At 62.8% G+C, this 13529-nt stretch carries 11 protein-coding genes; all 11 read right to left on the reverse strand.

Annotated features, from left to right (window positions below; all coding sequences use genetic code 11):
- Positions 1-9: 9 nt before the first annotated feature.
- Positions 10-267: a helix-turn-helix domain-containing protein gene (locus AC3CBN_RS17780; RefSeq protein ID WP_488634316.1), complete on the reverse strand. Its 258-nt coding sequence runs from the start codon at positions 265-267 to the stop codon at positions 10-12.
- A 213-nt stretch (positions 268-480) separates the two neighbouring features.
- On the reverse strand, positions 481-3129 hold the full coding sequence (locus AC3CBN_RS17785) for a M1 family metallopeptidase (protein WP_488634317.1): 2649 nt from the start codon (positions 3127-3129) through the stop codon (positions 481-483).
- 212 nt (positions 3130-3341) lie between these two features.
- Entirely contained in the window at positions 3342-4634 is a 1293-nt protein-coding gene (locus AC3CBN_RS17790; protein WP_488634318.1) for an adenylosuccinate synthase, read from the reverse strand.
- Between the two features lie 240 nt (positions 4635-4874).
- Entirely contained in the window at positions 4875-5060 is a 186-nt protein-coding gene (locus AC3CBN_RS17795) for a DUF2065 domain-containing protein (RefSeq protein ID WP_488634319.1), read from the reverse strand.
- A gap of 13 nt (positions 5061-5073) precedes the next feature.
- A complete protein-coding gene (hflC, locus tag AC3CBN_RS17800; RefSeq protein WP_488634320.1) occupies positions 5074-5943 on the reverse strand; it encodes a protease modulator HflC in 870 nt (289 codons plus the stop codon).
- Positions 5940-7085 carry an FtsH protease activity modulator HflK gene (gene hflK, locus AC3CBN_RS17805; protein ID WP_488634321.1) on the reverse strand — a complete coding sequence of 382 codons (1146 nt, stop codon included), beginning with the start codon at positions 7083-7085 and terminating at the stop codon, positions 5940-5942. Before hflK ends, hflC begins: the two co-directional genes overlap by 4 nt.
- 252 nt (positions 7086-7337) lie before the next feature.
- A complete protein-coding gene (gene hflX / locus AC3CBN_RS17810) occupies positions 7338-8648 on the reverse strand; it encodes a ribosome rescue GTPase HflX (protein ID WP_488634322.1) in 1311 nt (436 codons plus the stop codon).
- A 156-nt stretch (positions 8649-8804) separates the two neighbouring features.
- Positions 8805-9074, reverse strand: a complete 270-nt coding sequence (gene hfq / locus AC3CBN_RS17815) for an RNA chaperone Hfq (RefSeq protein WP_488634323.1) — start codon at positions 9072-9074, stop codon at positions 8805-8807.
- Between the two features lie 155 nt (positions 9075-9229).
- Entirely contained in the window at positions 9230-10186 is a 957-nt protein-coding gene (gene miaA / locus AC3CBN_RS17820) for a tRNA (adenosine(37)-N6)-dimethylallyltransferase MiaA (protein ID WP_488634324.1), read from the reverse strand.
- A gap of 130 nt (positions 10187-10316) precedes the next feature.
- Complete coding sequence (locus tag AC3CBN_RS17825; protein ID WP_488634325.1) at positions 10317-11072, reverse strand: carbonic anhydrase; 756 nt, start codon at positions 11070-11072, stop codon at positions 10317-10319.
- A 168-nt stretch (positions 11073-11240) separates the two neighbouring features.
- Entirely contained in the window at positions 11241-13412 is a 2172-nt protein-coding gene (locus AC3CBN_RS17830) for a S46 family peptidase (protein ID WP_488634326.1), read from the reverse strand.
- Between the last annotated feature and the right edge of the window lie 117 nt (positions 13413-13529).

Genomic DNA, 13529 nt, shown 5'->3' on the forward strand with positions numbered 1-13529 from the left:
GGCCACCGCTTACCACTCCGGTGAGTGCGCAGAGCCGGTCTTGGACTTGATGTCCGCTTTGGGGAGCAAAGCAATCTCAAGACCCAGCAGCAGGCACAGCCGATGGATACGGTCGAACGACGCCCGCCCTGCATTGCTCTCCAGTTTGGAGATCGCCTGTACCGAAACACCCAGCTGGCGAGCCACGTCAGCTTGCGTCAATCCACGCTGCAGTCGCGCGGCGCGCAGCATGGCACCTAGCTGATCGGGGATGCGGATAATGTCCACGTCATTCAACCTATAGGTTGAAAATAGTGAAATCAACTTACAGGTTGATATCGAAAAAATCAACCCTGGAGTTGAATTCATCAAACAGGTAAGGGACGAAGACTTATTCAGCCCTCAGCCCAATCCTCTAACGAAGCAGAAAAGGCCCCGGCAAGCGGGGCCTTTTCTGTGGGCGGATCGAGAATAGCTAAACGTCACCACCACATACGACGATCAACCGCCGTTCTTCGCCAACCACGCATCCACCGCCGACAGCCGCTCGTTGCGCACCATCATGCGGTATTTGATGTTGGCTACGGCCGTCTCGGCATCGCGCCGCGCACTGGCAGCCAGATACTTGGTGGCGTAGGTGTCGATCTTGTCGATCGTCGCCGGATTGAACGAGCTGGCGCCTAGCGTCGGGTAGTAGCGACTGCGCGAGCTGCCATCGACCACCTTGTCGACCTGCTCACGATGCGCCATCGCAAAATCGAAGGCCAATTCCGGATGCAGGCGCGACACGATGCGGATCATGCCGGCGCTGTTGGTGGCGCCAGGCTCATCGGTCAGTGCCAGCTCCAGTGCGCGCTTGGCCAGTGCTTCGTCCTCGGTCGACGCAAGCTGTGCGTACAGACGATCCTTCACCAACGGAGTCTTCTCGGCCTTGGCGGCGGTGTGCATCTGATCCCAGGTAGCGGCATCAGCGTGGCTGGCCACGACCGCGAGAATGGTCTTGCGCAGCTCGGCGGGCACGGCCTTGGGGTCAGTCGTCTGCGCCGCATAGCGGCGACGCGCCTCGGCGATCACGGTGGTGTCGCCAAGGTTTGATAGCACGCTGATCAGGTGACTGCGCAGGATGGTGGTCGGCACGCTTTCGTTCGGCTTGGCTTCCCAGCCTACGCGCGCAAACACCGGCGACAGGCGTTTGATGGCGAACGCACGGAACGTTGACTGTCGCTTGGCATCGCCACGGTAGTAGTCGTTGAGCGAGGCGAAGCTGCCAGCGACTTCGTCCCATATCTGCGGATCGGCATCGACCGGCGTGGCCTTGGCGAGGTCCATGAAATCCGACACTGGCTGCAGGCCCGCCATGCCGAGTGCCCATGTATCGCTCATCACGCCAAGCTGGTCGATCGGTTCCAGCCTAGTGAAGCTGCTCCTGATGGCCGCGACCTGCGAGGTTGCGTAGAGCGTGCGGTAGTACCCGCCCTGCCCCGCGTTGACCAGCACCGGGCCGCAACCGGGCACTGCCAGCGTGGCTTCGCCATCGACCAGCGTGCGCACGGACGTGCCGCCGATGCTCTGCGCGATCACCGGAACGTGCCAGCGCAGCGGCTTCTTCTCCGGGCGGTCCTTGGTGAATTCGCCCTGGGTGAGCTTGAGCGTCACGGTGTTGTTGGCGCATTCGCCCGCTTCCACGCGGATCAGCGGGATGCCGGGCTGCAGCGTGAAGTCATGCGCGATGGTGGTCACCTGCGTGCCCGATGCCACGGCGTCCATGGCATGCCACAGGTCGTCGGACACAGTGTTGCCGTAAGCGTGCGCCTTGATGTAGCTGCGCACGCCGGTGCGCCAGTTATCGGCGCCCACATAGCCTTCCAGCATGCGGATCACCGACTCGCCCTTGGAATAGGTGATCGAGTCGAACGCCTGGCTCGCCTGCTCCACCGTGTCGATGTGCTGCACGATCGGGTGCGTGGTGACAACGGCGTCGCGCGACATGGCGCCTTCGCGAATGCCGACGGCATCGAGCTTGGTGTTCCATTCCGGATGCAGGCGATCTGTGGTGCGCGAGGCCATCCACGAGGCGAAGCCTTCGTTGAGCCACAGGTCGTCCCACCAGCGCATGGTCACCAGATCGCCGAACCACTGGTGTGCCATCTCATGCGCGGCGGTGTTGAACACTTCCTGCTTATCCGACTGCGTGGAAATGGATGGATCGAGCAGTAGCGCGTATTCGAAGGTGTAAATGGCGCCCCAGTTCTCCATCGCGGAGAAGAACTGACTGCTGCCGGGCGACGCGACGTTGTCGAGCTTGGGCAACGGATACGGCACGCCGAAGTAGTCGTTGTATTCCTTCAGCACCGCCTTGCCCGATTCAAGCGTGAACGCAGCCTGCGAGGTCAGGCCCTTCTGCGTGACCACGCCGATCTCCACGCCTTCGGAGTTCGTGGTGATGCGATCGAATTCACCCGTGCCGAAGAACAGCAGGTACGTCGACATCTTCGGCGAGGTCTTGAACGTGATGTGCGAGAGGCCGTTGCCAGCGTCGGTCTTCGAGGCCACCGGCATGTTGCTCACTGCCATGTCGCCCGCGGGAATGGTCACGTCGAGATCGAATGTGGCCTTGTAGGCCGGTTCATCCCACGAGGGAATGAAGCGGCGTGCATCGGAGTTCTCGAATTGCGTATACAGCGCGCGCTTCTTGCCAGCCTTGGTGTCGTAATCGATGGCGAACAGGCCATTGGCCTGCGTGCCGATCTTGCCGGTGTAGTTCATCGACAGCTGGTATTTGCCTTTGCCGATGGGCTTGTCGAAGGTGAAAGTGGCCGTCTGCGCGTCGTTGTCCACGCTGACCTTCGGCAGCAGTGCCGGTGCGACCTTCCCGCCCGTCAGCTGGACGTTGCTGAAGCCCATGTCGATGGCGTTGAGCGTGATGCTGTTGGTGGGCGCAAGCACCTCCACGTCAATCGTCACCTTGCCGTCGAAAGTCAGCGTCGACGCATGCGGCGTGATCGATACGGAGTAGTGCGAGGGCCGTACCGCGCGCGGAAGCTGGGTGGTGGTCTGCGCTGTCGCTGCAGTGTCGGCAGCCAGTGCGGTTCCGGTGAAAACCACGCCAGCCAGGGCCAGCGCTATGGCGGAAACCAGATGAGTACGCATGTTGTATCCCCTCTTTGGTAGGGCCAAAGGCACGGCCCCGAATTGACGCAAAACGGATCGATGGTGGGGTATGGGTGCGGCGGCCGATATGGCCGGAAGTCATGGGTGGATGGGGGAAAGTCGCTGGAAACGCGGTCGGAAGCATGTCCGACCGAGCACAAAAAAGCCCCGCTATGCGGGGCTCTCTTGCGCCTGGATGTACCAACGCCCAATCAGGCGAACGGATCGTCCAGCACGATGGTGTCATCGCGGTCTGCACCCGTGGCCACAAGCGAGAGCTTGCAGCCAGAGAGCTCTTCGACGGCACGCAGGTAAGCGCGAGCCGCTGCCGGCAGCTTGTCCCACTCGCGGATGCCGGCGGTGGATTCGTCCCAGCCCGGGAACTCCAGGTACACCGGCTTGCACTCGTCCCAGCCGTCCGCATCGAGCGGAGCCAGTTCACGGCGCTTGCCGCGGTATTCGTAGGCGATACAGACCTTGATGCTCGGCAGGCCGTCGAGCACGTCGAGCTTGGTGATGGCCAGACCATTGATACCGTTGATCTGCACGGCACGCTTGAGTGCGACGAGGTCGATCCAGCCGCAACGACGCGGACGGCCGGTGCTGGCACCGAACTCGTTGCCAACCTTGCGCAGGCGTTCACCCATCTCGTCGTTAAGTTCGGTCGGGAAAGGACCGCCGCCGACGCGCGTGGCGTACGCCTTGCAGATGCCAAGCACGTAGTCGATGTCGCCAGCGCCCACGCCGGTACCGGCAAGCGCACCGCCGACCGTGGTGTTGGACGAGGTGACGTACGGATAGGTGCCGTGGTCGATGTCGAGCAGCGCGCCCTGCGCGCCTTCATACAGGATGTGACCGCCTTCCTTGCGCACGTCGTGCAGGATGGTGGCGACGTCGTCGACCATCGGACGGATGAACTCGCCATAGGCCAGTGCATCGTCCAGCACGGTCTGGAAGTCGACCGGTTCGGCCTTCAGCCACTGGGTGAGGATGAAGTTGTGGTACTCGACGGCAGCCTTGACCTTCTCCGGCAGCTCATGCGGGTACATCAGATCGGCAACGCGCACGCTGCGACGGGCGACCTTGTCTTCATACGCCGGGCCAATGCCGCGACCGGTGGTGCCGATGGCCGACTTGCCGGCGGCGATTTCGCGCGCCTTATCCACGGCAATGTGGTACGGCATGATCAGCGGCGTAGCCGGGCTGATCTTCAGGCGCGAACGCACTTCCACGCCCTGCGCTTCCAGCTCTTCGATTTCCTGCTTGAGCGCCTGCGGCGACAGCACCACGCCATTGCCGATCAGGCACAGCGCGTCATCGCGCAGGATGCCCGAGGGGATCAGGTGCAGCACGGTCTTCTTGCCCTTGATCACCAGCGTGTGGCCGGCGTTGTGGCCGCCCTGGAAACGCGCCACGGCTTTGACCCGTTCGGTCAGCAGGTCGACGATCTTGCCCTTGCCTTCGTCGCCCCACTGCGCACCAAGGATGACTACTGACTTGCCCATGACGTTGCTCTCGCTAATTTGAAGAATGAAGTGCCCCAAGGGGCCACAAACAGGTTGAAGACTTTCTCGTCATTCCCGCGGAAGCGGGAATCCAGCGCCATTCAAGTCACTGGGTTACTCGCTAACGCTCGCCCCTTTCGGGCGTTCTGCGCGCTTCGCGCTTGTCCTGCTTTCGCAGGGATGACGGCAGGTTTTGTTGGTAGTCCCGATGATTTTGAGCGGCCCATCCACCGCATTAATTCAATGCATCAACTGCAGCGCGACCAACCCGATGCCGATGGCCGCGGCACCGAACAGGCGCAGCGTGCGCGGCCTCAGTTTCACCGCCTCGCGCATGGTGGCTTGCCAGCTGCGCGGCGCGGCAAACAGCACCAGCCCTTCGATCACCAGCACGAGGCACAACGCAGCCACCAGTTCACGAGACATCGCCCACCGCCGCTCAGTGTTTGGACGACGCGCCGTCGCTGAAATACTTCAGGAACTCCGAATCCGGCCTGAGCACGAGCACGCCCTTGCCGTCCTGGAACGACTTACGGTACGCGGCCAGGCTTCGATAAAACGCGAAGAATTCCGGATCCTGGCCATAAGCTTGTGCATAGATCGCCGCCGCCTGGGCGTCGCCTTCGCCGCGTACCTTGGCCGCGTCACGCTCGGCTTCGGCCTTGATCACCTGTGATTGGCGGTCGGCATCTGCCTTGATCGTTTCGCCAGCCTGCTGGCCGGTGAAGCGCAGCTCGTTGGCGAGCTGGGTGCGCTCGGCTCGCATGCGCTTGTAAACCGATTCGCTTACTTCGTCCGGCAGGTCGATGCGTTTGATGCGCACGTCAACCACGGCAACACCGAGGTTCTTGCGCGAAGCGATATCAGTCTGCTTGCGCACGCGCTCGGTGACGTCCTTGCGACCGGCGGCGACCAGTTCCTGCAAGGTGCGGCCATTGAACTCGAAGCGCAGCGCATCCTTGACGATGGGCGTCAGGCGATTCGCGGCCTGCAGCTCGTCGCCGGCGGTGGCACGGTAGTAGGCCGCGTTATCGGCGATGCGCCACTTCACATAGAAGTCGACGTTGACGCTCTTTTTCTCGGAAGTGAAATAACGCTCTGGCTGCGCTTCCAGGGTGAGGATGCGGTTGTCGAACGTCATCACCTGCTGAATGAGTGGCAGCTTGGCATGCAGCCCCGGCGTGTCACCGGTACGCACGATGCGGCCAAACTGCAGCACCAGGGCGGTTTGGCCCTCGTGCACAACGAACAGGCTGTTGAAGCCGATAAGCAAAAGCAGCACAACGACAATGCCGGTAAGAAACTTCATGGCTGCTTCTCCTTGCCGGCCAGGCTGTCGTTGCCAGCGGACTGCATGACCGCACCTACGCCCGGCACTTCTTTGCTGGCTGCGCGGTCAAGCGGCAGATAGATCATGTTGCGGCCGCCAGAACCGTCCAACACCTTCGGATTGTTGGACATCACATCCTCGACCGTTTCCAGCCACAGGCGGCGGCGGGTCACTTCCGGCGCGGCCTTGTATTCCTTGAGGATCAGGTTGAAGCGTGCAGCATCGCCAGTGGCGATGGCCACGCGCTGGGCGGCATAGCCCTGCGCTTCGGCAGCAATGCGCGAGGCATCGCCACGGGCCACCGGCACCACCTGGCTGGAGTAGGCGCGCGCGTTGTTCTCGGTGCCCTGCTTGTCTTCGCGAGCCGCATTGACGTCGTCGAAGGCGTCCTTCACTTCCTGCGGCGGCGCGACGTTCTGGAAGCTCACATCGGTAACCATCAGGCCCGCATCGTATTCGTTCAATGTGGCCTGCAGGATTTCACGCGTCTGCTGCTGCAGCGTGTCGCGCGTCTGCGGGTTGACCACTGTCGTGGCCGGAGCTGCGGCCGTGGAGCTTGCCGCTGCCGGCGCAACCGTCGCGTCGCTGCCCTGGCTGGTGAGGATGTTGTCCATCACATTGGCGCCGACCACGGTGCGCACGGCCGCCTCGGCGGCCTGGCGCAGCGTGTCTTCCGGTGGGCCGCTAAGCGAGAAGAGGTACTTGCGGGCGTCCGACACCTGGTACTGCACGTTGAAATCGACTGAGATGATGTTCTCGTCGCTGGTGAGCATGCGCACCTTGTCGGAGACCGAACGGATTTCGGTCGTGCCGACCTTGGTCACCGTCTCGATCGGGCCAGGAAGCTTGAGGTGGAAGCCCGGCGGCAATGTACGCGAGTACTTGCCAAAGCGCAGCACCACGCCGGCCTGGCGCGCATCCACGATGGTAAAGCTGCTCATCGCCACCCAGACGATGACGAAGGCCAGCAGGATGACGAGGATGCCGCCGGCACCGCCGCCCAACTTGCCAAAGCGGTCGCGCACCTGCTTGAGGATGTCCTCCAGCCCCGGCTTGTTGCCGGACGGGCGGTTCTTGCCCCAAGGATCGCGCTGCCCGTTACCGGGTTCGTTCCAGGCCATGGTCAGTCTCCTTGAGGCCGCTGGGAGGCCGGCAACATTGGCCGGAAAACGCATTGAACGGGTTTGGACATGGTGTTGGGTGCTTGTTGTGGCAAGTGTGCCGCCCAGGCCCGGATGGCCGCACAAACACTGCGGATTCTATCAGAGCCGGACGGGGATTCCTCCCATGTGCTGCCTGCCTGCTGCGGGAGCGCGTCCAGTGCGTGACCGCAACGTGCCCTCTCCGTAGGCTTTTCGCGCACTGGCTGGCCCCTACAGGGGTTCCTCTGCGGCGCCCAGCAGCTCACGCAGCAAGGCCGCTTCGGTGGCACTGCCACCACTCAAGGGGGCGATGACACTCCGCGGGGCATCGATGCTCAGGCGCCAGCCATCCTCGTCCACCTCTTCACCGGCAATAGCGCCAGCAGCTTTGAGGCGGGCATGCAGGCGGCCCGCGGAGTGCGGCAGACGCAGCTCCGACTGCACGCGCTCACCACCCAGCAGTTCGCCCAAGGCCTGTCGCAGCAGCTCCAAACCTTGCCCGGTGGCGGCCGATAGCCACACGGTGGTCGGACGGCCGTCGGCATCGCGATCGATGCGCGGCCCAATGCCGGCCAGGTCAATCTTGTTCATGACGCGAAGCTGCGGCAGATCGCCCGCGTCGATTTCCTCCAACACGACGTCGACCACCCGCGCCAGACGTTCGCGCTCATCGTCGGCAGCATCGCTCACGTGCAGCAGCAGGTCCGCGTCGCGTGCCTCGGCCAGGGTGCCGCGGAAGGCGGCTACCAGGTCATGCGGCAACTCGCGGATGAAGCCCACCGTGTCAGCCAGCACCGCTGGCCCGCAGGACAGTCCGTCGAGCTTGCGCACGGTGGGGTCGAGCGTGGCGAACAGAAGGTCGGCGGCGAATACCTCGCCTTCGGTCAGTACATTGAACAGGGTGGACTTGCCCACGTTGGTGTAGCCCACCAGCGCCACGCGCGGCACTGTATTGCGCAGGCGCGCACGACGCTGCTGCCCGCGCTGGGTTTGCACCTTTTCCAGCCGCTTGGTAAGCATCTTCACCCGTTCGGCGAGCAGGCGGCGGTCGGTTTCCAGCTGGGTTTCGCCCGGGCCGCGGTTGCCGATGGCACCGCCGCGCTGGGTATCCAGATGGGTCCAGCCGCGCACCAGGCGCGTGGCCAGATGCTTGAGCTGGGCCAGCTCCACCTCGAGCTTGCCTTCGTGCGAGCGAGCGCGCTGCGCGAAGATGTCCAGGATCAAGCCTGCACGATCAACCACACGGATATTGAGCAGCTTTTCGAGGTTGCGCTCCTGGACCGGCGAGAGAATGTGGTCGATCAGCACCAGGTCCGCATCAAGCGCCCGCGCGGCCTCGGCGACCTCGTCGGCCTTGCCGGTACCGATGTAGTAACGCGGATTGGGTGCGTCGATCCGGGCGGGAATGCTGCCGAGCACCTCGGCACCAGCCGACTTGGCCAGCTCGGCGAACTCTTCTGTGCGCCGCGCCGCATCGCCCTCGCCACGTGAATGGGGGAGGACAAGGACGGCGCGCTCGCCTTTCTTTTGACGATCAAACACTAGGGTGGGAAGACCTGTATAGAGATGCCGCGCCGCGAGCAACAGGCCCGCGGCGCTTGGCTGGAGAGGGAAGTGTACGTTGATACCCGGCCCGACCATGGCGTTCTTCCCGGTCAGGCTCCTTCCCTACTCAGATGGGTCGACAGGCCCGTCGAATCAACCCTCGGCGTCGCCCGCCGCGATGGAAGCGTCACCATGACCTTCAGGACCGTTGCTGACGCGCACGTTGCGGCTGGGCACCACGGTGGAGATCGCGTGCTTGTAGACCATCTGGCTGACCTGATTGCGCAGCAACACGACAAACTGATCGAAGGACTCGATCGTGCCCTGCAATTTGATGCCGTTGACCAGATAGATGGCGACCGGAACGCGCTCCCGGCGCAAAGCGTTCAAAAACGGATCTTGCAATGATTGCCCTTTGGACATTTCTTGTTCTCCCCTCGCAAAACGGACGGGCCGGATAAAAGACGCACGCGGCGCCCGGCCCAAGATTGAGGAATATTAACCACTTTTAAATCATTGATGAAAGAGAAAATGCACGCTTTGAAGATGTGTGAAGAAGACGTTTAGAAACCACGTCTTCAGGCCCGCTCGTGATCACCCAGAAAGAGCTGCAAAGCGTCCCCAGCACGTTCCTGCACCCCAACTCGATCAGGATCGAACACCCGCGCGTCGAGCTCGCTACGCAGCCAGGTGATCTGCCGCTTGGCCAGCTGGCGGGTAGCGAAAATGCCGCGATCGCGGAACTCGGCGGCGTCCATCTGGCCGTCCAGGTGCTCCCAGGCCTGGCGATAGCCCACGGCACGTATCGCCGGTAGATCGGCATGCAGGTCGCTGCGATCGCGCAGCGCACGCACCTCGTCGAGCAATCCAGTCGCGAGCATGGCATCGAAGCGCTGGGCGATGCGGGCATGCAGCGGCGCACGATCAGCCGGCAACAGGGCAAGCTTCAACACGCGCCAGGGAAAGCGCTGTCCACTCCCTCCCTGCTGCTGTTCGGACAGCGGGCGTCCGGTAAGTTCGATGACCTCAAGCGCACGCTGGATGCGCTGCGCATCGTTGGGGCCGATACGGGTGGCTGCTATCGGGTCGCGTTGCCGCAGCCGCTCGTGCAACGCGGGCCAGCCCGCACGGGCAGCCTCGGCTGCAAGGCGTTCACGGATCGTCGCATCCGCCTCGGGCAGCTGCGAAAGACCTTGCTGCAATGCGCGGAAATAAAGACCCGTACCACCCACCAGCAGCGGCACCCTACCCCGCGCCGTGATGTCCTGCATCGCTGCTCCGGCATCAACGCGAAAGTCAGCCGCCGAGTAAGGCTCAGCAGGATCGCGAATATCGATCAACCGATGCGGGTAACGCGCCAACATCGCGGCATCAGGCTTGGCCGTACCGATATCCATCCCACGATAGACCAGGGCCGAATCGACGCTGATCAGTTCCACCGAAAATTGTTCGCTCAGCGCGCAGGCAAGCGCCGTCTTGCCCGATGCGGTCGGGCCCATCAGGAAAACGGCGAGCGGGCGCTGGTCGATCGGCATCCCGCCATTCTAAAGGCAAGCAAGCTCGCTTCCCCTTGCATGGGCGAACCGGGCGCGCGCCCGGAGAGTCCCGGCATCACCGGGTCATCGTCCTGTCGCGCGCAGGGCACTCTTCCAGAGCAGGAGTTGCCTATTCGTAAAACTCGACCTTGCCGCCCACCAGGTGATACATCGAGCCGACGATCTTGATCTTGCCGTCTTTCTCCAGCCCTGCCAGCACTTCGCTGCGACGGCGGATCTCATCGATCGTATGGCGCACATTCGTCGCCGCAACGGCATCCACAAATGCATCGTTCTTGCTGCTACGTTCGCCGCTGAACTGAGTGGCATCGACGGCCGGCCTGATCTTGTCGAGCAATCCGGTGAGGTTGCCGAGCTTGGCGTTGTCGATAGCGCCCTTGATGGCCCCGCAGCCCGTGTGCCCCATCACCAGCACGACCTTGGAGCCGGCCAGCGCACAAGCGAACTCAAGGCTGCCGAGCAGATCGTCATTGACGATGTTCCCTGCAACTCTCGCATTGAAGGTGTCGCCAATGCCTGCGTCGAGGATGATCTCGGCGGGTGCACGCGAATCAATGCAACTAAGGATCACCGCGGCCGGGTATTGACCGCTGGCGCTGGCACGCTTTTGCGCGAGATAGTCGTGCGTCTCCATCTTGCCGGCACGAAAGCGCTCGTTGCCTTGCTTGGCCATGGCGATGACTTCATCCGGCGTCATGGCGTCGCGCTGCGCCTTGGTAAGGGCGGCAGCCTGCGCAAAACCGGGCAGCATCCACGACGCCCCACCTAGCGCGCCAAAAGCGGCCAGACTCAGCGCAGACTTCAATACCGTGCGGCGTCCGGCATCGTCTACTGCGCCACAGCAGTCTTCGTTAGAGTGATTCATGACGCCCCCAAATCTCGGAATAAGAGGCGTACTGCACGCTTGCCGCAATGAAACCCGTGTGAAGCAGAAAGGGCCGCGCTTTCTGCGGTGGTTCACCCAGTGCGCGACAGGCCGGCGGAACGGTGATACCGGCATGCCGCTCAGTGGGTGAGCTGCTGCGATACGTGCCTACGGCGTGGCCTGCCCGGGCACGCCCAGCTCCTTCAGCAGCTGCGGCGCCGGGTACACCTTGTCCATCAACCAGCGCATGTAACGCAGATCCACATGGATGGCTCGCTTGTAGCGCGGATCGAACATCCAGCTCGCGCTCACAGCCTCCCAGTTGCTGTCGAAGTTGAGGCCGACCAGCTCTCCCTTCGCATTGAGCACCGGCGAACCGGAGTTGCCGCCCGTGGTATCGAGGTTGCTGAGGAAGTCCACGGGCATGGCACCGGTCTTCGCATCCGAATAACCTTCGTAATCACCCTTGGCGATGGCATCGAGCAGCGGCTTGGGTGCGTCGAAAGGTTCGGTGCCGGTGTTCTTTTCGACGATACCCGCTGTGGTGGTGAGCGGCTCGTAGGTCACCGCATCGCGTACCTGCAGCGGCGTGACTTTGCCGTAGCTCACACGCAAGGTGGCATTCGCATCCGGATAAACTGCGCGCCCCTGCTTTTCGCGGTACGCAATCAAGGCTTCCATATAGGCCGGACGCAGCCGCAACAGGTCGCCTTCGCGCATCTTGCGCTCGTCTTCGCCGCGCAGCAGCGCTGGCAGCAGCTTGGCCGCAAGCACGAGCAGCGCATCGTTGGATTTGGCCAACTCGCCTGGGTCAGCCTTCAACCAACGCAGTCGCTGTGCTTCATCGCCAAGAGTTGTTGTCGCATAGAGCTTGTCCAGCTTGGCCGCCAACTCGACAGGCGAATGTCCGAAGGCTTCATCGAATTCCGGCAGACGCTGCGCATCGGGCAGCTTCTGATAGCGACCAAGCAGTGCGGCCAGCAGACGCTTCTCCACCGCGGGGTCGAAACGCCGCTGCACCTGACGTAGCGTGCCAGCGATCAGGTCCTCGTCGCGCTGCTGGTAGCCGGCTTCGCGTTGAGTGTCCGGCTTGCCACGCTCATACGCCAGGCGCTGCAGCATCAAGGCAGAACGCAGCAGCTGCGTCTGCGACTGCATCAGGCCAAGCAGCAATTCCCGTTCACGGGTGGCGTTGCCTGCAGCAATCAGCTGATTCACCTGATCGATCTGCGGACGCAACGTTTTCGCGGTGGGCTGCTGATCGAGCCAGCTCAGCATCGCATCCTCGTCCTTACGCCGGATCGTCACCGCGTCGCTGCGCTTGAGGCCATCCAGCTCGCCACTGAAGCGCTTGATGTTGTTCTTCAACGACTGCAGCTGGGAAGCGTAGCGAATCGCGGCCTGGCGATCGGAGCGGTCGGTATCCTCGATTACCTCCTGCAGCTGTCGCATCACCTCCACCGTGGTCGGCAGACGCCATTGCACCTGGTCGACAAACTCGGCTGCCGTGCGATGGCGATAAGTAATGCCGGGATATCCCGCAAGCATGACGAAATCACCTGCACGTACGCCCTGCCTGGCAATCTGCAAATGCGCCGGCGGGTGATAAGGCACGTTCTCCTTGGCGTAGTCGGCCGGCTTGCCATCCGGGCCGACATAGGCGCGGAGCACCGTGAAATCGCCTGCATGACGTGGCCACACGAAGTTGTCCACCTCGTCGCCGTAGTTGCCAATGGCGCGCGGCGGCGCATAGACCAGGCGCACGTCGCGCAGCTCCAACTGCTTCACCAGATAGAAGTCGCGACCGTAGAACATGTTGACGACGCTGCAGCGCATGCCCGGCTCACGCTCGCACTCGGCCACCAGCGCCTTGCTGCTGGCGTCGACCGCGTCGAAATAGGCGCGCCCCGTCTTGCCCCTGGCACCCGCCAGCACTCTATCGGTGACTTTGTCGAATCCGGTGGTGACGCGCAGGCGAAAGTCTGGATTGGCTGGCAGTTCTTCAGCGCGACCGTGAGATACGAAACCGTTCTGGATCAGGTCCCGCTGCGCGTTGCTGTTGTACTGGATAACGCCGAAAGCCACGTGATGGTTGGTAAGTACCAGGCCGTCGCTGCTGACGAAGGAGCCGGTGGCGCCGCCGACCTTCACCACCGCATTCAATGGCGCCTTGGTGAGGTCGGCCAAGTCGGCCGGGTTGCCCTGATAGCCGGCAGCACGCAACTGCTTGCCGATGGAAGGCAGTTGCGAGGGCATCCACATGCCTTCGTCGGCTTGTGCGGCAGTCGCCATGGCCAGCCCCATCGCTGCGCCCAGCAGCTGAAACGTCGGTCGCTTCATCCATCCCCCAACGGGTAATCGCAAAAAATTACGACACTAGCCCCTGAGGATCCCAGGGGCAACGCTGCACTGCACGAAGGCGGTCGCGCGCCCCGCCTTCTATAATGATGGTTTTCC

Source organism: Dyella sp. OK584, from assembly GCF_057787755.1.